General features: G+C 66.6%; 24 protein-coding genes. 17 read left to right on the top strand and 7 right to left on the bottom strand.

The window, feature by feature from the left end:
- Positions 1-47 precede the first annotated feature (47 nt).
- On the bottom strand, positions 48-1,271 hold the full coding sequence (locus ACK5IR_RS14390; protein ID WP_416929860.1) for an argininosuccinate synthase: 1,224 nt from the start codon (positions 1,269-1,271) through the stop codon (positions 48-50).
- Between the two features lie 109 nt (positions 1,272-1,380).
- Between ACK5IR_RS14390 and ilvA the strand changes: the two genes are divergently transcribed.
- Entirely contained in the window at positions 1,381-2,625 is a 1,245-nt protein-coding gene (gene ilvA / locus ACK5IR_RS14385) for a threonine ammonia-lyase IlvA (RefSeq protein WP_416929859.1), read from the top strand.
- 19 nt (positions 2,626-2,644) lie between these two features.
- Here ilvA and ACK5IR_RS14380 read toward each other — a convergent pair whose 3' ends face one another.
- Positions 2,645-2,977: an Hpt domain-containing protein gene (locus tag ACK5IR_RS14380; protein WP_416929858.1), complete on the bottom strand. Its 333-nt coding sequence runs from the start codon at positions 2,975-2,977 to the stop codon at positions 2,645-2,647.
- Between the two features lie 193 nt (positions 2,978-3,170).
- Here ACK5IR_RS14380 and ACK5IR_RS14375 point away from each other — a divergent pair, with 193 nt between their 5' ends.
- Positions 3,171-4,424 (top strand): PP2C family protein-serine/threonine phosphatase, encoded by a 1,254-nt coding sequence (locus ACK5IR_RS14375; protein ID WP_416929857.1) that lies wholly within the window; start codon positions 3,171-3,173, stop codon positions 4,422-4,424.
- Positions 4,425-4,445: 21 nt separating this feature from the next.
- Here the strand turns inward: ACK5IR_RS14375 and ACK5IR_RS14370 are convergent, their stop codons facing one another.
- Positions 4,446-4,916 carry an NUDIX hydrolase gene (locus tag ACK5IR_RS14370; protein ID WP_416929856.1) on the bottom strand — a complete coding sequence of 157 codons (471 nt, stop codon included), beginning with the start codon at positions 4,914-4,916 and terminating at the stop codon, positions 4,446-4,448.
- Positions 4,917-4,993: 77 nt separating this feature from the next.
- Here ACK5IR_RS14370 and ACK5IR_RS14365 point away from each other — a divergent pair, with 77 nt between their 5' ends.
- The 7 genes from ACK5IR_RS14365 (at position 4,994) to ACK5IR_RS14335 (ending at position 13,425) form a co-directional block, all read left to right on the top strand.
- Positions 4,994-5,989, top strand: coding sequence for an Hsp33 family molecular chaperone HslO (locus ACK5IR_RS14365; protein WP_416929855.1), 996 nt, complete (start codon positions 4,994-4,996; stop codon positions 5,987-5,989).
- Positions 5,976-6,584: a CoA pyrophosphatase gene (locus tag ACK5IR_RS14360; protein WP_416929854.1), complete on the top strand. Its 609-nt coding sequence runs from the start codon at positions 5,976-5,978 to the stop codon at positions 6,582-6,584. The genes ACK5IR_RS14365 and ACK5IR_RS14360 overlap by 14 nt, the downstream gene beginning before the upstream one ends.
- The gene (locus ACK5IR_RS14355) at positions 6,581-7,732 is read left to right on the top strand and encodes a CCA tRNA nucleotidyltransferase (RefSeq protein ID WP_416929853.1); all 1,152 of its coding nucleotides are present in this window, start codon (positions 6,581-6,583) and stop codon (positions 7,730-7,732) included. The genes ACK5IR_RS14360 and ACK5IR_RS14355 overlap by 4 nt, the downstream gene beginning before the upstream one ends.
- A gap of 99 nt (positions 7,733-7,831) precedes the next feature.
- Positions 7,832-9,673: an ABC transporter ATP-binding protein gene (locus ACK5IR_RS14350; RefSeq protein WP_416929852.1), complete on the top strand. Its 1,842-nt coding sequence runs from the start codon at positions 7,832-7,834 to the stop codon at positions 9,671-9,673.
- Positions 9,670-11,502, top strand: coding sequence for an ABC transporter ATP-binding protein (locus tag ACK5IR_RS14345; RefSeq protein WP_416929851.1), 1,833 nt, complete (start codon positions 9,670-9,672; stop codon positions 11,500-11,502). The genes ACK5IR_RS14350 and ACK5IR_RS14345 overlap by 4 nt, the downstream gene beginning before the upstream one ends.
- Positions 11,499-12,731 (top strand): class I SAM-dependent RNA methyltransferase, encoded by a 1,233-nt coding sequence (locus ACK5IR_RS14340; protein ID WP_416929850.1) that lies wholly within the window; start codon positions 11,499-11,501, stop codon positions 12,729-12,731. The genes ACK5IR_RS14345 and ACK5IR_RS14340 overlap by 4 nt, the downstream gene beginning before the upstream one ends.
- A gap of 184 nt (positions 12,732-12,915) precedes the next feature.
- Positions 12,916-13,425 carry a L,D-transpeptidase family protein gene (locus ACK5IR_RS14335; protein ID WP_416929849.1) on the top strand — a complete coding sequence of 170 codons (510 nt, stop codon included), beginning with the start codon at positions 12,916-12,918 and terminating at the stop codon, positions 13,423-13,425.
- A gap of 63 nt (positions 13,426-13,488) precedes the next feature.
- Here ACK5IR_RS14335 and ACK5IR_RS14330 read toward each other — a convergent pair whose 3' ends face one another.
- On the bottom strand, positions 13,489-13,986 hold the full coding sequence (locus tag ACK5IR_RS14330) for a CAP domain-containing protein (RefSeq protein WP_416929848.1): 498 nt from the start codon (positions 13,984-13,986) through the stop codon (positions 13,489-13,491).
- Between the two features lie 174 nt (positions 13,987-14,160).
- Between ACK5IR_RS14330 and ACK5IR_RS14325 the strand changes: the two genes are divergently transcribed.
- On the top strand, positions 14,161-14,754 hold the full coding sequence (locus ACK5IR_RS14325) for a L,D-transpeptidase (protein ID WP_416929847.1): 594 nt from the start codon (positions 14,161-14,163) through the stop codon (positions 14,752-14,754).
- A gap of 142 nt (positions 14,755-14,896) precedes the next feature.
- Positions 14,897-15,085, top strand: coding sequence for a hypothetical protein (locus tag ACK5IR_RS14320; protein WP_416929846.1), 189 nt, complete (start codon positions 14,897-14,899; stop codon positions 15,083-15,085).
- A gap of 61 nt (positions 15,086-15,146) precedes the next feature.
- On the opposite strand, the gene hemH is transcribed toward ACK5IR_RS14320, so the two are convergent.
- Together hemH and ACK5IR_RS14310 are read right to left on the bottom strand one after the other, a co-directional pair.
- Positions 15,147-16,184, bottom strand: coding sequence for a ferrochelatase (gene hemH / locus ACK5IR_RS14315; RefSeq protein ID WP_416929845.1), 1,038 nt, complete (start codon positions 16,182-16,184; stop codon positions 15,147-15,149).
- Between the two features lie 54 nt (positions 16,185-16,238).
- The gene (locus ACK5IR_RS14310) at positions 16,239-17,075 is read right to left on the bottom strand and encodes an SAM-dependent methyltransferase (RefSeq protein WP_416929844.1); all 837 of its coding nucleotides are present in this window, start codon (positions 17,073-17,075) and stop codon (positions 16,239-16,241) included.
- Here ACK5IR_RS14310 and ACK5IR_RS14305 point away from each other — a divergent pair.
- The 5 genes from ACK5IR_RS14305 to thpR are packed head-to-tail and all read left to right on the top strand — an operon-like array spanning position 17,074 to position 19,976.
- Positions 17,074-17,820, top strand: coding sequence for a ComF family protein (locus ACK5IR_RS14305; RefSeq protein WP_416929843.1), 747 nt, complete (start codon positions 17,074-17,076; stop codon positions 17,818-17,820). The genes ACK5IR_RS14310 and ACK5IR_RS14305 overlap by 2 nt on opposite strands.
- A 31-nt stretch (positions 17,821-17,851) precedes the next feature.
- Positions 17,852-18,109: a glutaredoxin 3 gene (grxC, locus tag ACK5IR_RS14300; RefSeq protein WP_416929842.1), complete on the top strand. Its 258-nt coding sequence runs from the start codon at positions 17,852-17,854 to the stop codon at positions 18,107-18,109.
- Positions 18,110-18,113: 4 nt separating this feature from the next.
- Complete coding sequence (locus ACK5IR_RS14295) at positions 18,114-18,944, top strand: carbon-nitrogen hydrolase family protein (protein WP_416929841.1); 831 nt, start codon at positions 18,114-18,116, stop codon at positions 18,942-18,944.
- Positions 18,944-19,384 (top strand): MarR family winged helix-turn-helix transcriptional regulator, encoded by a 441-nt coding sequence (locus ACK5IR_RS14290; RefSeq protein ID WP_416929840.1) that lies wholly within the window; start codon positions 18,944-18,946, stop codon positions 19,382-19,384. The genes ACK5IR_RS14295 and ACK5IR_RS14290 overlap by 1 nt, the downstream gene beginning before the upstream one ends.
- 4 nt (positions 19,385-19,388) lie before the next feature.
- On the top strand, positions 19,389-19,976 hold the full coding sequence (gene thpR, locus ACK5IR_RS14285) for an RNA 2',3'-cyclic phosphodiesterase (protein WP_416929839.1): 588 nt from the start codon (positions 19,389-19,391) through the stop codon (positions 19,974-19,976).
- Here thpR and ubiG read toward each other — a convergent pair.
- Positions 19,946-20,692: a bifunctional 2-polyprenyl-6-hydroxyphenol methylase/3-demethylubiquinol 3-O-methyltransferase UbiG gene (gene ubiG / locus ACK5IR_RS14280; RefSeq protein WP_416929838.1), complete on the bottom strand. Its 747-nt coding sequence runs from the start codon at positions 20,690-20,692 to the stop codon at positions 19,946-19,948. The two genes, thpR and ubiG, sit on opposite strands and share 31 nt — an antisense overlap.
- Before the next feature lie 79 nt (positions 20,693-20,771).
- Between ubiG and ACK5IR_RS14275 the strand changes: the two genes are divergently transcribed.
- Positions 20,772-21,031: alpha/beta fold hydrolase (locus ACK5IR_RS14275; protein WP_416929837.1), on the top strand; the 260-nt coding region annotated here is incomplete at its 3' end.

Here is a 21,031-nt window from a genome sequence, read left to right as displayed (position 1 = left end):
CTCTTCACGCGCTTGCGTGAAATTCGCCCGTTCCGACGACCGAAACCCTAGCGGAACTTCCGGTTCCGGTCTGCCAGCAGTTTCAGCCGCAGGCCGTTGAGCTGGATGAATCCCTGGGCGTCGGTCTGGTCGTAGGCGCCCATGTCTTCCTCGAAGGTCACCTGCGCCTCGGAATAGAGCGAATGATCCGACCAGCGGGCGACGGTACGGGCCAGCCCCTTGTAGAGCTTTACCCGGACCGTGCCGGTGACGTGCTGCTGGCTCAGGTCGATGGCGGCCTGAAGCATCTCGCGCTCGGGGCTGAACCAGAAGCCGTTGTAGATCATCTCGGCATAGCGCGGCATCAGCTCGTCCTTGAGGTGCATCGCCCCCCGGTCGAGCGTGATCGATTCGATGCCGCGATGCGCCTCGAGCAGGATCGTGCCGCCGGGGGTTTCGTAGACGCCGCGCGATTTCATGCCGACAAAGCGGTTCTCGACCAGATCGAGCCGGCCGATACCGTGTCTGCCGCCCAGTTCGTTGAGCCGGGTCAGCAGGGTGGCCGGGCTCATGGCAGTGCCGTCGATGGCGACCGGATCGCCCCTTTCGAAGGCGATTTCGATGAATTCGGGCGTATCGGGGGCGTTTTCGGGATCGACCGTGCGCTGGTAGACGTAATCCGGCGCTTCCTCGGCCGGGTTTTCCAGCACCTTGCCCTCGGACGAGGTGTGCAGAAGGTTGGCATCGACCGAGAACGGCGCCTCGCCGCGCTTGTCGCGGGCGATCGGGATCTGGTGCGCCTCGGCAAACTCCAGCAGCCGGGTGCGGCTCGACAGATCCCATTCGCGCCAGGGGGCGATGACCCGGATTTCGGGGTTGAGCGCATAGGCCGAAAGCTCGAACCGGACCTGATCGTTGCCCTTGCCGGTGGCGCCGTGGGCGATGGCGTCGGCGCCGGTTTCGGCGGCGATCTCGACCAGCCGCTTGGAAATCAGCGGCCGCGCGATCGAGGTGCCGAGCAGATAGAGCCCCTCGTACTGGGTGTTGGCGCGGAACATCGGAAAGACGAAATCGCGGACGAATTCCTCGCGCAGATCCTCGATAAAGATATTATCCGGCCGGATCCCCAGAAGCTCGGCCTTCTTGCGCGCCGGCTCCAGCTCTTCGCCCTGGCCCAGATCGGCGGTGAAGGTGACAACCTCGCAGCCGTATTCGGTTTGCAGCCACCTGAGGATGATCGAGGTATCGAGCCCCCCGGAATAGGCAAGCACCACTTTCTTCGGCTGGGCCATCGGAACCTCCGTCGCATGTCGTTCGACGGTGCCGTTTAGACGGGAAGCGCCCTGTGGACAAGGCGGATTCCCGTGGTGCGGCAGCGGCAACTTTGCTAACGCCCGTCTCATGAGCACATTCGCAGAAAAAGTGCGCGCCGCGACGGCGGAAATGCGGGCGCTGTTCCCGCCAACGCCGCTTCAGCGCAACGACCATCTGTCCGAGCGTTTCGGCGCCGGGATATTCCTCAAGCGCGAGGACCTGTCGCCCGTGCGCTCCTACAAGCTGCGTGGCGCCTTCAACGCCATGCGCAAGGTGATCGCCCGTGATCCCGCGCAGGGGCTGTTCGTCTGCGCCAGCGCGGGAAACCATGCGCAGGGGGTGGCCTTTGTCTGCCGGCATTTCGGGGTGCGGGGCGTCGTCTTCATGCCCGTCACCACACCGCAGCAGAAGATACAGAAGACCCGCACCTTCGGTGGCGACAATATCGAAATACGCCTGACCGGCGATTATTTCGACGATACGCTGGCCGAGGCACAGCAATGGTGCGCCGCGCAGGGCGGCCATTTCCTTGCCCCTTTCGACGATGCCGACGTGATCGAGGGGCAGGCTTCGGTCATGGTCGAGGTACTGGACGAGATCGGGGCGCCCGACATGGTGATCCTGCCGGTGGGCGGCGGCGGGCTTTCGGCGGGGGCGACGCGTTATCTGGACGAGACAGCGCCGCTTGTCGGGCTGCGCTATGTCGAACCGGCCGGTGGCGCCAGCCTGACCGCCGCGGTGGCCGCCGGCCGGCCGGAGACGCTGCCGAAGGTCAACAGCTTCGTCGATGGTGCCGCGGTTGCACGGATCGGCGACAGGCCCTTCGAGGCGTTGTCGCGCGTTGCACCCGCCGATGTGCTGCGCGCGCCCGAGGACCGGATCTGCACCACGATCATCGAAATGCTGAACGTCGAGGGGATCGTGCTGGAGCCGGCCGGCGCGCTGTCGGTCGACGTGCTGTCGGATCTTGCCAACCAGATTCGCGGGCGACGGGTTGTCTGCGTGACATCGGGCGGGAATTTCGATTTCGAACGCCTGCCCGAAGTCAAGGAACGGGCGCAGCGCTATTCCGGCGTCAAGAAATACATCCTGCTGCGCCTGCCGCAGCGGCCCGGCGCGCTGCGTGATTTTCTCGATCTGCTGGGGCCGGATGACGATATCGCGCGGTTCGAATACATGAAGAAATCGGCGCGCAATTTCGGTTCGGTCCTGCTGGGGATCGAGACCAGCGCCCCGGCGAATTTCACCATCCTTTTCGCCCGGCTCGAGGCGCAGGGCTTTGCCTATACCGACATCACCTCCGACGAGATGCTGGCCGAGTTCGTGATATAGCCTGACGATGTGATTCTGGTCAGGCCGCCAGACCGGCGGCGATACCGTCCAGAAACATCGCGCGCGAGGTATCATAGGTATCGAGGATCGCGGCGATGTCCACCAGTTCCGCCTGCCCGCGCGCGGCGACGGTCTCTCCGGTCAGGCAAAGCCCGGCAAGCGCCTCGAATCCGAGGTTCACCGCGCATCCCTTGATGAAATGCAGATCCGTCTCGTAGGATTCGGGTATGGGCGCGGTGCGCAGGCGCGCCGTGGCCCCGTCGACTTCTTCGAGGAAAAGGTCAACCACCTCCTCGAATTCCGGGGCGCCAATTTCGGCGCGAAGCTCGGCGACGCGTTTCCAGTCGATCATGTGGCCCTGCCTGCGATGCTGCGCTGATGTACCGGCGATCATTAGGGCCGCGCCGTTAAGAAACCGCTTATCCGCTCCGGGGATGCCTGCCATGCCCGGGTTCACGCCGAATTAATCCGGCTGTGGCAGGGAAAGGAAAGCGGACTCCTGAATTGCGGAAAAATCGCTTTTGGAACCTGGGTACAGCAACGACATGCCGCAGATGAAGCCCGGTTTCGGCCAGACTGCGCGCAATATTCTGGTTGTCGACGACAGCCGGCTTCAGCGCCGTATCCTGTCGGCATCGCTGAAGCGCTGGGGATACCGGGTGACCGAGGCGGAGTGCGGACCTGAGGCGCTGGCAATATGCCGTGCCTCGCCACCCGATATCGTCATCAGCGACTGGATGATGCCCGGGATGAACGGGCCCGAATTCTGCCAGGCGTTCCGTGCCATCGGCCGCGAGCGGTACGGGTATTTCATCCTGCTCACCTCCAGGTCGGAGTCCTGCGATGTCGCGCAGGGGCTCGACGCGGGGGCGGACGATTTCCTGACCAAGCCGGTCAGCAGCGACGAATTGCGCGCAAGGCTCAATGCCGGTGAGCGGATCCTGCGGATGGAGGCGCAGCTGGTCGAGAAGAACCACCTTCTTTCCAGCACGCTGGCCGAGCTTCGAACCCTCTACGATTCGCTCGACAGCGATCTGGCCGAGGCGCGCAAGTTGCAGCAATCGCTGGTCAAGGACCGGTTCCGCGATTTCGGGGCTGCCCGGGTATCGCTGCTGCTAAGGCCCAGCGGCCATGTCGGCGGCGATCTGGTGGGGTTCTTTCCGGTCGGCGACCGGCGCATCGCGTTTTTCGCCATCGATGTGTCGGGCCACGGTGTCGCGTCGGCGCTGATGACGGCGCGGCTGGCCGGCTACCTGTCGCGTGCGGCACCCGACCAGAACGTCGCGCTGCGAACGCGGGCGGACGGCACGATGGATGCCCATCCACCAGAGAAAGTGGCGCGCCTGCTCAACCATACGATGCTGGCGGCGCTTGAAACCGAAACCTATTTCACGCTGCTCTATGCCGATCTCGACCTGGCCACCGGAGATCTGCGGCTGGTGCAGGCGGGCCATCCCCATCCGGCGCTGCAGCGCGCCGACGGGCGGATCGAATTTCTGGGCCGGGGCGGGCTGCCCGTCGGGTTGCTGGCGGATGCGCGCTTCGAACGGATCGTTACGCGCCTGTTTCCCGGCGACCGGCTGTTTGTCGTTTCGGACGGCGTCACGGAATGCGCGGCGCCCGACGGGCGCCTGCTCGACGAAGCCGGGCTGAGCGATCTGATGTACCGCAACAGGCGGCTGGGCGGGCAGGCATTTCTCGACGCGGCCCTGCGCGATCTGATCCGCCATGCCGGCGGGGCGGATTTTCCCGATGATATCTCGGCCGTCTTTCTGGAATATTGCGGACCGGATGGCTGATTCCCGATACGCCCGGTACCGTCAGCCGCCCGATCCGGTCCGGCCGGCCACGACTGTCCGGAGGGCGTGCGCCGCGAAATGCCGGTCGCCGGCGTTTCCGAGGTTTCGCGCGGCGGTATCGAGTGGCAGCCAGATCGCGCTGTGCCCGGGTTCGCCCGGTGGGCCGAGGCGCCGCGCCGGCTGCCCGAGATAGATTGTGCACAGCTTTTCGGCCCAGAGATCGTATTCCGGCATGTGGGTGAAACGCCGGAAGGCGCCGAGCCGGCGCGCAATGCGAATCGTCCAGCCGGTTTCCTCCAGCACCTCGCGGTGCAGGGCGGCGATCGGCTGTTCGCCCGGATCGATGCCGCCGCCGGGAAGCTGAAGCTCGGGCACGGGTGTCATTTTCCGCGTCGCAAGAACCGTGTCGCCCCGCAGCAGAACGACATAGACACCGGGCCGCAGCCGGTAGGTCCTGTCGGGTCGGGCTGGTTCGCCGAAGCGGCGTATCATCGGTATCCCCTTTTCACGGCGCATTGCCGCCCCTACATGGCTGCGGTATGCCAGTCACAGGCGCTCAAGGAAATCCCATGACTCTTGGTTCCAGAATTGCGTGGGACGATACCGTCCTGCCCTTCCAGCTCGACCGTTCCGACGTTCGCGGCCGTGTCGCGCGGCTCGACGGCACGCTCGACCGTATCCTCGCCCAGCACGATTATCCGCCTGCGATCGAGGCGCTGGTCGCCGAAATGGCGCTGCTGACGGCCCTGATCGGCCAGACGATGAAGCTGCGCTGGAAGCTCTCGCTTCAGGTGCGCGGCGACGGACCGGCACGGCTGATCGCAACCGATTACTACGCCCCGGCCGAGCCCGGCGCCCCGGCCCGGATCCGGGCCTATGCCAGCTATGACGACAGCCGCCCGCTTGTCGGCGATCCCTTTGCCCTGATCGGCAGCGGGTACTTCGCCATCCTGATCGATCAGGGCAAGGGCACGACACCCTATCAGGGTATCACGCCGATCGCCGGCGGCAGTCTCGGGGCCTGCGCCGAGACCTATTTCGCCCAGTCCGAACAACTGCCCACCCGCTTTGCGCTGAGTTTCGGCCAGTCGCGCGGTGCGGGTCATGCCGGCTGGCGTGCCGGCGGCGTGATGCTGCAACTCATGCCCGAGGCATCGCCTGGGGCGCCGGTGCCGGTTGGCGCGGATGCGCCGGTGCTTCTTGCCGCCGGGGACCTTCTCGACGGGGACGAAGGCGAGGACTGGAACCGCGCCAACAAGCTGCTCGACACGGTGGAAGACCTCGAACTGGTCGGGCCGCTGGTGCAGCCGACACAGCTTCTGGTGCGGCTGTTTCATGAAGAGCAGCCGCGCGTCTTCGATGCGCAGCCGGTGCAGTTCGGCTGCACCTGTTCGGCGGAAAAGGTGCGGCAGTCGATGTCGATCTATTCGGCCAGGGATATCGGCCACATGACGACCCCCGAAGGGATCGTCACCGCCGATTGCCAGTTCTGCGGCGCGCATTACGAGTTCGACCCGGCGACGCTGGGTTTCGAGGCGGTGGAGGAGTCCGGTGACACCGCGTGACCAGCTTCGCGAGCGCCTGTTGCGGGCGATCGCCACCCCCGCGCAGCCATCGTCGGATTACGACCTCAACCCGGATATCGTGCTGCCCGAAGGGCGCAGGTTGCGCGCGGCGGGCGTGCTGGTTCCGGTCGCTCCGGAGGCGCGTGGGCCACGGCTCTACCTGACCAAGCGGTCCTCGAAACTGAAGCATCACCCCGGCCAGATCGCCTTTCCCGGCGGCAAGAAGGACACGGCCGATGCCGACGTGATCGCCACCGCGCTGCGCGAGGCGCGCGAGGAAATCGCCCTGCCGCCCGAAAACGTCGAGGTGCTGGGCACCCTGCCCAGCCATGAAACGGTGACGGGATTCGACGTGACGCCGGTGATCGGCCTGTTGCATGGCCCCTTCGACCCGCTGCCCGAGCCGGGCGAGGTGCAGGAGGTCTTTACCGTTCCGCTGGCGCTCGTCACCGATCCGGGGCGCTTTTCGGTCGAGGGGCGGCGCTGGCGCGGCATCTGGCGGCGCTTCTATACCGTGCCGCACGGGCCCTATTACATCTGGGGCGCGACCGCGCGCATGCTGCGCGTGCTGGCGCACGGGATGACCGGACGATGACCCGGCTCACCGCCCCATGGCTCGAAATTCCCGCGGTGCAGCGGGTTTGCGTGCTGCTGGAGGCGGCGGGATACCGGGCGCTCTATGTCGGGGGCTGCGTGCGCAACACGCTGCTCGGCTATCCGGTTTTCGATCACGACCTTTCCACCGACGCCCGGCCCGATACGGTTGTTGCCGTGATGGAGGCGGCCGGGCTCAGGGTCATCCCGACCGGCATCGAGCATGGGACCGTCACGGTGATCGCCGATGGCGAACCATTCGAGATCACCACCTTCCGACACGACATCGAAACCGACGGCCGCCGGGCTGTCGTCCACTTTGCCGATACGGTGACGGAAGACGCCCGGCGCCGCGATTTCACCATGAACGCGATCTATTGCGACCGGCTGGGCGAGATCATCGATCCGCTGGGCGGCATGGCCGACCTCGGGGCGCGGCGGCTGCGGTTTGTCGGCAACGCCTGCCACCGGGTGCGTGAGGATTACCTGCGCATCCTGCGGTTCTTTCGCTTCTCGGCCTGGTATGCCGACCCCGAAACCGGCTTCGATGCGGCGGCGCTCGATGCCTGCGCGCGCAATATCGACGGGCTTTCCCGGATTTCGGCCGAGCGGATCGGTGGCGAGATGCGCAAGCTTCTCGCCGCGCCCGACCCGAGCCATTCGGTTGCGGTGATGCAGACGACAGGCGTGCTGCGCGCGATCCTGCCCGGCGCCGACATGACGGCGCTGCCGGTTGTCGTGCACCTGGAATCGCAGCTTGGCCTCGACCCCGACCCGATCCTGCGGCTGGCGGCGCTGGGCGGGAAGGACGTGCCGCGCAGGCTGCGGCTCAGCCGCGACGACGCGCGGCGGCTGGCCGTCATCGGCGCGGCGGCCCGATCGGATCAGGGGCCGGGCGAACTGGGCTATCGCAACGGGCGGCACGACGGGCTGGCGGCGCTGATCCTGCGTGCCGGGCTGATGGGTGTCGCCGTGTCGCCCGGGGATGCTCGCGCGCTTTCGGGGGGTGCCGAGGCGCGCTTTCCGGTCACCGCGCGCGATCTGATGGGCCGGTACGAGGGCGCCGGTCTCGGCCGGCAACTCAGGGCGATCGAACAGCGGTGGATCGCATCGGGATTCGCGCTCGGGCGGCAGGACCTTTTGTCCTGAGCGTTTCGCGCGCTTTCCGCTGTCGCGATTCTGCTGTAACAGGATGCGCGGGCAGGGGCGCCGCCCCGCCGGACCATACCAGCCCTGAGGCAGAGTTTCGTGTTTCGACGGTTCGAAAACCTGGTCGATCCCTATACGCCGTATGAGGAGACAGACCACCCACCCCAGCGGCTGTGGCCGTTCCTGTGGAGCTATTCGCAGCCGTTCCGCAAATGGTTCGCGCTGGCAGCCGTCACCTCGGTCGTCTCGGCGGTGGTCGAGCTTGGGCTGATCCATTACATGGGCCGTGTGGTCGACCAGTTGTCGGGCGGCTCGCCGGCGACCTATCTCGCCGAACACGGGCTGGAACTGGCCGGGATCGCACTCTTCGTGCTGCTGTTGCGCCCGCTGCTGCACGCGCTCGACATCCTGCTGCTGAACAACGCCCTTCTGACCAATTTCGCCACCCTGATCCGCTGGCGGGCGCACCGGCAGGTGCTGCGCCAGTCGGTCGGCTGGTTCGAGAACGACTTTGCCGGCCGTATCGCCAACCGGATCGTCCAGACCCCGCCCGCCGCCGGCGAGGCGATGTTCCAGATATTCGACGCCATCGCCTATGCGCTTGCCTATCTGCTGGGCGCCGCCTTTCTGCTGGCCGATGCCGATGCGCGGCTTGCACTGCCGCTGCTGGGCTGGTTTGCGCTCTATATCCTGCTGATGCGCTGGACGATCACCCGGATCGGGGTTGCCTCCAAGGCGGCGTCGGAGGCGCGCAGCGAGTTCACCGGCAGGGTGGTCGACAGCTACACCAACATCCACTCGATCAAGATGTTCGCCCATCACGAGCGGGAAGAGAGCTACGCCCGGGAGGCGATCGAGAATGCCCGTCAGGCCTTTCAGGGCGAGATGCGGGTCTTTTCGGTAATGGATATCTCGCTCACCCTGCTGAACGGTCTGCTGATCGTCGGCGTGGTGGGCTGGGCCATCGCGCTGTGGGTGCAGGGTTCGGCCACGGTGGGGATCGTGGCGGCGGCCAGTGCGCTGACCCTGCGGCTCAATGCCATGACCGGCTGGATCATGTGGGCGGTTTCGTCCTTTTTCCGTAATCTCGGCATCGTGGCCGAGGGGATGGAGACCATCGCCCAGCCGGTCACGCTGACCGATGTGCCGAACGCCCCCGCGCTGGGTTTCACCGAAGGGCGGATCGAGTTTCGCGGGGTCAGCCATCACTACGGTCGCGGCGCGGGCGGGCTCGACCGGCTGTCGCTGACCATCGAGCCGGGAGAGAAGGTTGGTCTGATCGGCCGTTCCGGGGCGGGCAAGTCGACGGCGGTGAAGCTGCTGCTGCGCTTTTACGACCCCGAGAGCGGGCAGATCCTGATCGACGGGCAGGACATTGCGCGCGTCCGGCAGGAATCGCTGCGCCGTCGGATCGGCATGGTCCAGCAGGAAAGCGCGCTGCTGCACCGCACGATCGCCGAGAACATCCTCTACGGCCGCCCCGAGGCGACCCGCGACGAGATGACCGAGGCGGCGCGGCGGGCCGAGGCGCACGATTTCATCACCGCCCTGGCCGATCCGGGCGGAAACCGTGGCTATCTGGCGCAGGTGGGCGAGCGCGGGGTCAAGCTGTCGGGCGGACAGCGGCAGCGGATCGCGCTGGCCCGCGTCATCCTCAAGAACGCGCCGATCCTCGTGCTCGACGAGGCGACGAGCGCGCTCGATTCCGAGGTCGAGGCGGCGATACAGGACACGCTCTACGGCGTGATGGAGGGCAAGACGGTGATCGCCATCGCTCACCGGCTTTCGACCATCGCGCGGATGGACCGCATCGTCGTGCTCGATCAGGGACGGATCGTCGAGGAGGGCAACCACGCGGATCTGCTGGCCCGGGGCGGTCTTTATGCCCGGCTCTGGCAGCGCCAGTCGGGCGGTTTCATCGGCATCGAGCCCGTCGCATGAGGCCGGCCGATCTGATCCCCGCGTTCGCCCCTGCCGACGGGCCGCCGCCGCGGCAGCTTCTGCCGTTCCTGCGCTGGTGCCTGAAGGGCGCCATGCCGGTGCTGCTGCTCGCCGGGGTGCTTTCGTCGCTGGTCGGGGTGCTCGAGGTTGTCGGAGCGGCGCTGCTGGGGCGGATCATCGACACCGCGCTCGCCTCCGATCCGGCGACGGTCTTTGCCGACAACTGGAAACTGCTGCTGGGCGCGGCGCTGTTCTTCGTGGTCTTCCGCCCCGCCGTCTTCGGGCTGTCGGCGGCGGCGAACGGCGTGGTGATCCAGCCCAATGTGATGCCGCTGGTCCTGTCGCGGCTGCACCGGTGGACCATGGGACAGTCGGTCACCTTCTTCGACAACGATTTCGCCGGGCGCATCGCCCAGAAGCAGATGCAGACCGCCCGCGCCGTCACCGACACGGTTTCGGAAACGATCAACGTCGTCTTCTTTGCCATCGCTTCGCTGGTGGGCTCTGTGCTGCTGCTGGGCTCGATCAACGGCTGGGTGGCGCTGGCGCTGGCACTGTGGCTGGCCGGCTATCTGGCGCTGATCACCGTCTTCATGCCGCGCATCCGCGCCCGCTCCAGGGCGCGCGCCGGGGCGCGGGCGATGGTTTCGGGGCAGGTTGTCGACACGATCACCAATATCAAGACGGTAAAGCTGTTCGCCCATGCCGGGCACGAGGACCGGGCGGCGCTCGATTCGATGGCGGCGTTCCGCGACCGGACGATCGCCTTCGGCAGGCTGGCGGCCGGCTTCCGGACCGTCCTGATGGTGCTGGCGGGGGTGCTGCCGGTGCTGCTGATCGGCGGTACGCTGCTGCTGTGGTCGCGGGGAATGGCGAGCCCGGGCGATATCGCCACCGCGGGCACCGTTGCCATACGTATCGCCCAGATGACCGGCTGGGTCAGTTTCGCGCTGATGACCATCTATTCCCATGTCGGCGAGGTCGAGGACGGCATCCGCACCCTGACCCCGCCGCACAGCCTGACCGATGCGGCCGCCGCGCGGGACCTGCCCGAGGTGCTGGGCGGGATCGCCTTTGAGCGCGTCTGGTTCAGCTACGGTCGCGGCCGGGGCGGGGTCGAGGATGTTTCGCTGCATGTCGCGCCGGGCGAAAAGGTCGGGCTGGTCGGCGCCTCGGGGGCCGGCAAGTCGACGCTGGTGGCGCTGCTTCTGCGCCTGCACGATCCCGAACGCGGGACGGTGTGCATCGACGGACACGACCTGCGGACGGTGACGCAGGACAGCCTGCGCCGCCAGATCGGCATGGTCACGCAGGAAACCTCGATGTTCAACCGCTCGGCGCGCGAGAATCTGGCCTATGGCCGGCCCGAAGCGACGGAAGAGGAATTGCTGGAAGCCGCCGAGCGCGCCGAGGCGCACGAGTTCATCACCGAATTGCGCGATTTCGCCGGGCGCGAGGGCTACGAGGCGCAGCTTGGCGAGCGGGGCGTGCGGCTGTCGGGCGGACAGCGCCAGCGCATTGCGCTGGCCCGCGCCATCCTCAAGGATGCGCCGGTACTGGTGCTGGACGAGGCGACGAGCGCGCTCGATTCCGAGGTCGAGGCGCAGATTCAGGCGGCGCTCGACCGGGTGATGGAGGGCAAGACGGTGCTGGCCATCGCGCACCGGCTGTCGACCATCGCACGGATGGACCGGATCGTGGTTATGGATCGCGGCCGTATCGTCGAGGAGGGCAGCCATGCCGGCCTGCTGGACGCGGGCGGGCTATATGCCCGTTACTGGCAGCGCCAGTCGGGCGGTTTCCTGACCATTGCCGAAGCCGCCGAATGAGGCGCATCGTTACCATCAAACGGCTGGGGTACCGGGGCGACGGTGTGGCGGAGGGCCCGCTTTTTGCCGCGCGCTGCCTGCCGGGCGAGGTTGTCGAGGGCGAGGTCTCGGGTGACCGTCTGGAGGAAATCCGCATCCTGACCCCGTCGGACGATCGCGTCTCGCCGCCCTGCCGCCACTATCGTGGCTGTGGCGGCTGTGCGCTGCAGCATGCCTCGGACGGCTTCGTCGCGGACTGGAAACAGGAAGTTGTACGGAATGCGCTGGCAGCGCGGGGCCTGAGCGCGCCTTTCCGGCCGATGCAGATCTCGCCCCCCCGGTCGCGCCGCCGCGCGGCTTTTTCGGGGCGGCGAACGAAAGCCGGCGTGCTGGTCGGGTTTCATGGCCGTGCCTCGGATCTGGTGGTCGACGTGCCGGAGTGCCTTCTGCTCCATCCGGACCTGATGCGCGCCCGGGCCGCGCTCGCGGCGCTGGTGCGCGCCGGTGCGTCGCGCAAGGGCGAGATGAGCCTGACGGTGACCGTCGCGCCGGAAGGGCCGGACGTAGCGGTACGGGGCGGCAAGCGGCTCGATGCGGCTCTGCGGGCCGGACTGGCGGGGCTGGTCGCGCGGCACGGGTTTTCGCGCCTGACCTGGGAGGGCGAGACGGTTGCGCTCAACGCGCCGCCGACGGTGCGATTCGACGGTATCGCCGTGGTGCCGCCGCCCGGTGCCTTCCTTCAGGCGACGGCCGAGGGCGAATCGGCGCTGCTCGGGGCGGTTGCCGAGGCGGTGGCGGGCGCCGGCCGTATTGTCGATCTTTTTGCCGGTTGCGGAACCTTCGCGCTGCCGCTCGCGCGCAGGGCCGAGGTTCATGCTGTCGACAGCCTTGCCGAGTCGGTCGCGGCGCTCGGGGCCGGCTGGCGGCGGGCCGGCGGCCTGCGCCGCGTCACCACCCAATCGCGCGATCTGTTCCGGCAACCGCTGACAGCGGACGAACTGAACCGGTTCGACGCCGCCGTGATCGACCCGCCACGCGCCGGAGCCGAGGCGCAGGTCCGGCAGATTGCCCGGTCAGACCTGCGACGCATCGCCATGGTCTCGTGCGATCCGGCGAGTTTTGCCCGCGATGCGGCACTGCTGGTCTCGGCGGGATTCGCGCTCGGCCGGGTACAGGTGGTGGATCAGTTCCGCTGGTCGACCCATGTCGAACTGGCCGCCTGCCTGACCCGCGAGCGGGCGGGGAAGTGATTCGGACGCGGCGCAAACCCGCCTGTCCGGAGAAACGATGCGCAAATCCCCGCCGACACTCCGGCTGCGGCCCGTGGCGCACGCAGCGCCAGAATTTGCCCGGCGGCGTGAATCGCCCGCTTCAAAGAGGCGGAGGTTCGTTGTATATTCCCGTCTACAAAAACGAAAGTTGGGGCAGAACAGAATGAACGTTCCAAGAAGAACGGTACTGGTCGGTGGTGCCGCGCTGGCTCTTGCAGCCTGCTCGTCGTCGTCATCGGGCAAGTTCAAACGCTATGACGGGCCGGAGGTCACGCGCCTTCAGATCGTCAAGAACCGGCGCAAGCTTTACGTGTTCAACGGCCAGACCCTGCTCAGGGACTACAAGATCCATCTGGGCAATGTCGCGGAAGGACCCAAGCGGTTCCGCGGCGACGGCAAGACGCCCGAGGGCACCTATCTGATCGACCGGCGCAACCCGCGCAGCCTCTATCACCTGTCGCTGGGGATCTCGTACCCCAACGAGCGGGACATGGCCTATGCCGCCTATTACCAGAAGGATCCGGGCGGGGACATCTTCATCCACGGCGGACCCAACGAGGGCGACAAGCGTGGCAAGGACTGGACGGCGGGCTGCATCGCGGTGAAGGACGAGCAGATGGAAGACATCTATGCGATGGTCCGGCTGGGTACGCCCATCGATATCTTTGCCTGAAAACGGTTTCGATTCAATTGGATAGGCGGCAGGAGATTCCCTGCCGCCTTCGATGTTCCCGGCTCAGGTGCCGGTGACCAGCGTCCACCAGATCTTGCCGCCGGTCTCCTGATACCAGCCAAAGCCGATCTGACGTGCCGCGGGGTCCATTATGATCGCCCGCGAATCCCGGTCGCCCATCCAGGCGTTCAGCGTTTTCACCTCATCCTCGAAGGTTTCGGAGATGTTCTCGCCCAGCCAGGTGCCATAGTAGCCGGCGCGGGTCGCGCGCTCGATCGGCGAGGATCCGTCGGACCCCCAGTGCCAGGGCCGGTTCTGGGCCGCCATGTCGCCCGAATGCCGCTCGGCGGCCAGCGTCAGCGCATCGTTCCTGACCAGCGGCGACAGGCCGGCGTTCATGCGCGCCATGTTGACCGCCTCGATGGTCTCGTTCTCGATCCGCGATTCGTCGCGCGGCCTGATCTTGTAGACATGCGGGCCGCCGGAATCGCTCGAGCCGGTCGAATCGCAGGCGGACAAGGCAAAGGCCGCCACCGCAAGTAGAGAAAACAGACGTATCATAATTCCCGCACCGGATTATCTTGCTTGTCCTGATTCCGTCACGCTGTAGCCGGAACGCGGGCGCCGATCAAACACTTCCGCCGCAAGGTCCGCGTTACGACGGTTTGATTTGCGACCGAGGCGTCAAAGCCATAATATCCGCCGCAGCCGCGAACATCTGATGAGGATACGATCATGCAATCGTTCGACCCGAAACTGGACCGGAGGCGATTCCTGATTGCCGGGGCCGCCGCGGCGGTGGCCGTGCCGGCGATCGCGCAGGACGGTCTGATCGACGAACCCGCCGCCGGTACCGACCCCGACGTGGTTCACAACATTTCGAGCTTCCGGGCGCGCGACTGGCGGCCCCACTTCTCTTCCCTGAGCGGCGGGGCGATTCTGGTCGATACCGGCTCGCGCGCCCTGCATTTCTGGTCGTCGGACAGCTCGACCTACCGGCTTTATCCGACCAGCGTGCCGGTTTCGGAAGAACTGACCCGCCGCGGGCGCACCGAGGTTGTCCGCAAGGTGGTCGGCCCGTCCTGGGCGCCGACCCCGTCGATGAAGAAGCGCAACCCCGAATGGCCGGATTTCGTTCCGCCGGGGCCGAACAATCCGCTGGGAACCCACGCGCTCTATCTCGGGTGGCAATATTACCGGATTCACGGAACCCACGACACGCGCAAGATCGGGCGCCCGTCCTCGAACGGATGCATCGGATTGTACAACGAACACATCGCGCAGCTTTACGAACTGGTCTCTCCCGGCTGCCAAGTGTTGCTAATTTGACGACATCGCCACGGTGCTCCGGGCTGCCCGCCGGTGGATCATTGAATTGCCCGAAATGGTCTGCAAGGTAGGGAATACGAGGTACAACTTGGGTGCGCAGGCATCCTCACTGAATTCGCCCGCGCAATATCTGGAGGTTAACATGAAGAAGATTGCACTCGCCGCTGCTCTCGCTCTCGCCACCACCTCGGCGATGGCCGGCGGCTACGAAGAGCCCGTTGTCGAGCCCGTCATCGTCGAAGAAGACACCGGCTCGTCGGGCAACGGCATCTGGATCCCGCTGCTGATCTTTGCCGTGATCGCGGGCGCCGCCGCTGCTGCGAACTCGTAAGCTGCGGATACAGCAAGTATCTGGAAAGGCAGGCTTCGGCCTGCCTTTCCGCTTTCAGGGATCAGCCGATCCAGCCCTTGAGGTTGGCTGCGATCACCTCGCTCAACAGATCCAGATGGGCCGGATCGTCGTTGAGGCAGGGCACATAGGTAAAGCTCTCGCCGCCCGCGTGTTCGAAGCTTTCGCGAATCTCCTCGTTGATCTCCTCCAGCGTCTCGATGCAATCGGCCGAGAATGCCGGGGCGATGACCGCGATGCGCCGCCGGCCCTGCCGCGCCAGTTCCGCCACATGGTCGACCGTATAGGGCCTGAGCCATTCCTCGGGGCCGAACTGGCTCTGGAAGGTGGTACAAATCCGGTCGTCCGGCAGGCCGAGCCGCGCCTGTAGCAGGCGGGTCGTCTTCCGGCACTGGCAGTGATAGGGATCGCCCTCCCTCACATAGCGCTGCGGCAAGCCGTGATAGGAGCAGACCAGCACCTCGGGCGCCCGATCAAGGCCGGCAAAAGCCCGCTCCACCGAGGCGGCGAGCGCATCGACATAACCGGGATCACCGAAATAGGGCGCTACCGTCCGGCTGGCGGGCTGCCATTTTTCCTCCATAAGCGCGCGAAAGAACTGGTCGTTCGCCGTGCCGGTCGTGGCGCCGGCATATTGCGGATAAAGCGGAAAGAACAGGATGCGCCGGCAGCCCTGTTCGACAAGCGCCCTGACCCTGGCCGGGGTCGAGGGATTGCCGTAGCGCATGCAGAACTCCACCGCCACGCTGTCGCCGAACCGGGCCTGCATCCGGTGGGCGATGCCTGCCGCCTGCGACCGGGTGATCGTCATCAGCGGGCTTTCGTCGGCATCGTTGTTCCAGATCGACCGATAGGCCTCGCCCGACCTGAACGGACGTTTCGACAGAATGACAAGCTGCAGAAGCGGCTGCCATTTCCAGCTTGGATAGTCGATGACGCGCTTGTCGCTGAGAAATTCGCTCAGGTAGCGCCGCATAGACCAGTAATCGTGGCCGTCGGGGGTTCCGAGATTGGAAAGCAGCACGCCGATCTTCTCGGGCGGCACCGGGGGGTGGTCGGAAGGGCGGTGATCGCTTTTCATCTTTCTTTCCTGGTATTTACCGGTCGGGGCGGGGACGGGGCTCAGGGTCCGGCGTCAATCCCCGCTGTCGCCCGCGCCATGTTCGGTGGTTCCGAGCGCGTCGGCAAGCCGGGTCGTGGCCGATCCCGGACGCAGCGGTTTTGGCTGTGTTGCCGCGGGTGCCCAGCCGGTCAGCACGATCAGTTCGAAGCTTGCCGGAATACGCCCGTCAGGGGCGGCATGGACGGCGGAATATTCCGCCGCCATCCGGGTGAACAGCCGGCGTGGTACCGGTGCGCGGTGACGTGCCGCCAGCGCGTTTGTCTCGCCCATGGCGCGCAGGTCGCGCATCAGGTGCAGGGGTGTCCGGTAGCTGACCGTCAGCGGCACCGAATCGGCAACCGGCAGGGCGAACCCGGCACGCTGGAGCAATGCGCCGAGGTCGCGAATCTCGCCCATTGGCGCCACCCGGGGTGAAAGGCCGTCAAGCTCGGCCATTTCGGCGGCGGCCAGCGCACCGCGCAATTCGCCCAGCGTCCCGCCGCCGAACAGGCAGGCAAGAAACAGCCCGTCGGGCCTGAGTGCCAGACGCGCCTGCACCATCTGCCCGACCGGATCGTTCGCCCAGTGCAGCGCCAGCGCATGCACCACCAGATCGTGCGCGCCGGGCTCCAGCGACAGGATCTCGTCATCCGTCACCTGAGCGGCACCAGGGAAAAGCCCGGCCCACAGATCGGGAAACCCCGACACGACCGCCGGCGCGGTAAAGCTCCTGTTAACCAGTTCCAGCCTTTCCTCAACCTCGGCGGCGGCGGCGCGATGCAGGAAATCGGCCATGCCGCCGGGTGCCCTTTCCGCCCGCCGCCGGGCGCGCAGGAGGGCGGTTCGGTCTGTCAGACGGGGGCGGTTCATGTCGGAATCAGGCATTCTTCACGCGGCGGCTCGGGGCTTGTCGCGTATCATCTACCCGCCTGCATGCCTGACCTGCAATGCGATCGTCGGTACCGAAGGCGCATTCTGCGGCCCGTGCTGGCGTGAAACGCCGTTCATCGCCGGTCTTGTCTGCGATCTTTGCGGCGTGCCCCTGCCGGGCGATGATCCGGGAGAGCCGGTGTTGTGCGACGATTGCCTGCGGATCGCGCGCCCGTGGTCGCGCGGGCGCGCGGCCATGCTCTATCGCGGAAACGCCCGGCGGTTCGTTCTGATGTTCAAGCACGCCGACCGGACGGAGCTTGCCCGCCCCGCCGCCCGCTGGATGGCTGCGGCGGGGTGCGGGCTGCTGCTGCCGGGAATGATCGTGGCGCCGGTTCCCCTGCACTGGCGGCGGCTTTTCCTCAGGCGCTACAACCAGTCGGCATTGCTGGCGCAGGCGCTGGGGCGCGAGACCGGGCTGACCTGCCTCCCCGACCTGTTGCAGCGGCCGCGCCATACCGGTACGCAGGAGGGGCGCAACCGCGATGCCCGCTTCGCCAACCTGCAAGGCGCGATCCGGGTTCACCCGCGCCGCGCCCGGCAGATCAAAGACCGCCCGGTGCTGATCGTCGACGACGTGATGACCTCCGGCGCCACGTTCGCGGCGGCGGCCGAGGCCTGTCTGGCGGCGGGTGCGGCGGATGTGCGGGTTCTGGCACTGGCAAGGGTCGCCAAGGACGATTAGGTTAACGGCAGGACGGCATCACGGAGCGATCATGCAGCCTGTCGAGATCTACACGACGCCCTATTGCGGCTATTGCCGGGCGGCCAAGCGTCTGCTGACGGCCAAGGCGGCCACCTTTACCGAGATCGATGTCAGCGGCAACCCCGATCTGCGCCAGCAGATGATGGCCCGCGCCAACGGCGGCTACACCGTGCCGCAGATATTCATCGGCGGGGTGCATGTCGGCGGTTGCGACGATCTTCTTGCCCTGGATCGCGCCGGCAGGCTCGATCCGATGCTGGCGGGCTGAGGGCATGCGGGCGGCGCTGCTTCAGCTTTCGTCGGGTGACGATCCGGCCGCCAATCTGCCGCTGACGCTGGGCATGGTGGACAGCGCGGTGCGGGACGGCGCCGCATTCGTGCTGACGCCCGAGGTGACCAACTGTGTCTCCGCCAGCCGGCGTCACCAGATGGAGGTGTTGCGCCCGGAAAGCGAAGACCCGACGCTGGCCGCCCTGCGCGATGCCGCGGCCCGATACGGTATCTGGCTGCTGATCGGCTCGCTTGCGCTCAGGACCGACGATTCGCGCCGGCGCTTCGCCAACCGGTCGTTCCTGATCGGGCCCGATGGCGCGGTTGGGGCGCGGTACGACAAGGTTCACATGTTCGATGTCGACATCTCGCCAGGCGAAACCTACCGCGAATCGGATGGCTACCGGCCTGGAGACCGGGCGGTTCTGGCCGATATGCCATTCGGCAGACTCGGCCTGACCATCTGTTACGATCTGCGGTTTCCGCAGCTTTACCGGAGGCTGGCACAGGCGGGGGCCGACATCCTGACCGTTCCGGCGGCCTTTTCGCCGGTCACTGGCGCTGCCCACTGGGAGGTGCTGCTGCGCGCCCGCGCCATCGAGAACGGCGCCTGGGTGCTGGCGCCGGCCCAGTGCGGCGGCCATCGCGCAAGCCGGGGAAAGCCGCGCGCCACCTGGGGCCACAGCATGGCGGTGTCGCCCTGGGGTGAGGTGACAGTCGATGGCGGAGAGACACCCGGCGTTGTCCTGGCCGAGATCGATATCGGTGAAGTGGCCGCGGCGCGGCGGCGCGTTCCCTCGCTGAATCACGACCGGCGGGTGGAAGGTCCGTGATGAGCCAGCAGACCGACAGCCTCGCCGTTGCGCTTTTCAGCGAGATATTCACCATCGAGCAGCTTGCCCACAACCGGCTGACCAAGGCGCTGCCGCGCGGAATGGAAATCAGCCAGTTTTCGGTGCTCAACCACCTTGCGCGGCTGAACGAGGAACGCACCCCGGCCCAGCTTGCCCAGGCTTTTCACCTGACGCGCGGCGCGATGACCAACACGCTGTCCAAGCTCGAATGGGCCGGCCATATCCATGTCCGGCCCGATTGGGACGATGCGCGGCGCAAGCTGATCTCGATCAGCCCTTCGGGCCGCGCGGCACGTGAGGCGGCAATTGCCGCCGTTTCGCCGATCATCGCCGATGTCGTGGCCGAGATCGGCCCGGAGCGGGTGCGTCAGGCCCTGCCGGTGCTGCGTGAATTGCGCGAGAAGCTGGGCGGGGAGTGACGCGGTGCGCTGTTTCGTTGCGATCCCTCTGCCCGACGAGACGCGAGACCGCCTGAGCCGCCTGCAATCGGCGATACCGTTCGGTCGCCGGACACCGCGCGAAAACCTGCACCTGACGCTGGTTTTTCTGGGTGAGATGTCGTCGCAGCACTCCGCCGCAGCCCATGCGGCACTGGAGCAGGTCCGCGCCCCGGCGTTCGGGCTGGAATTTGCCGGCCTCGACCTTTTTGGCGGCCGGCGGCCGCAGATCCTTCTTGCCGCGATCCGCCCGGCGCAGCCGCTGCTGGCACTTCAGCAGCGCGTGGTTCAGGCGGTGCGCGCCGCCGGCGTGGGGTTGCGGCGCGAACGCTACCGCCCGCATGTGACCCTGGCCCGCTTCAACCATGCGCCATCGGCCGCCGATGCCGGCAGGCTGGGTGCATTCCTTCAGGCGCAGCCGATTCCGGTCGCGCAGCCCTTCGCGGTGGAGGGTTTCGGGCTCTGGCAGTCGGTTCTGGGCCACGGACCGGCGCGGCACAGCGAACTGGCGCATTATTTGCTCGATACGGACAGGCGCCCGGATCAGCCGGGCCGAACACTCGACGTTACGTAATTCACCGAAAGGTCGCGTTCCGACAGCGACCATGCCCAGCTTGCCGGGTTGAAGACGAATCCGGTCGCGTCCACCGGTTCCAGCCCGGCACGGCCGATCAGATCCTTCAGTTCGGCCGGCGTGATGAACTTCGACCATTCGTGCGTGCCCCTGGGCAGCCAGCGCATCACCCATTCGGCGCCGACGATCACCATGGCAAAGCTCTTGGCGTTGCGGTTGATCGTCGAGCAGATCATCAGCCCGCCGGGTTTCAGAAGCTGCCGGCAGGCGGTCAGATAGGCGAGCGGGTCGGATACGTGTTCGACCACCTCCATGTTCAGAACCACGTCGAAGCGTTCGCCCGCTGCGGCCATCGCCTCGGCCGTCATATGGCGATAGTCGATATCGAGCCCCGATTGCGCGGCATGGATGCGTGCCACGGGCAGGTTGCGTTCGGCGGCATCCGCCCCCACCACATCGGCGCCGAGCCGCGCCATCGGTTCGGACAGCAGGCCGCCGCCGCAGCCGATATCGAGCAGCCGCAACCCGGCGAGGGGCGATTCGGCGTTCAGGTCGCGGTCGAACTGGGCGGCGATCTGGCGCGTGATATAGTCGAGCCGCGTCGGATTCAGCATGTGCAGCGGCCGGAACTTGCCCGTCGGGTCCCACCATTCGGCGGCCATCGCCTCGAACTTGGCGACTTCGGCGGGATCGACGGTGGTCTGGGTCGTGCTCATTGATGCGGCTCCTCGATGCGGTCGCTTCCGGGGTACGGAAGGCGTGGCGCAGACCTTCCGGCCACGATATATCTCTCTCATGGACCGGATTGCAGGACACAAGACTGCGCTGAACTACCTTTATCCCCCGCTGGTTCCCTTTGACCAGCGTGTGATGGATGTCGGCGACGGTCACAAGATCTATGTCGAACAATGCGGCAACCCCGACGGCATTCCGGTTGTGGTGCTGCATGGCGGGCCCGGCGGCGGATGCAGCCCGATGATGCGGCGCTATTTCGATGCTGCGGCCTTTCGTATCGTGCTGTTCGACCAGCGCGGCTGCGGCCGGTCGCGGCCGCA

The organism is Tropicimonas sp. (assembly GCF_047971885.1).
Lineage (GTDB): Bacteria > Pseudomonadota > Alphaproteobacteria > Rhodobacterales > Rhodobacteraceae > Tropicimonas.
This window is presented reverse-complemented; position numbering and strand designations above follow the sequence as displayed.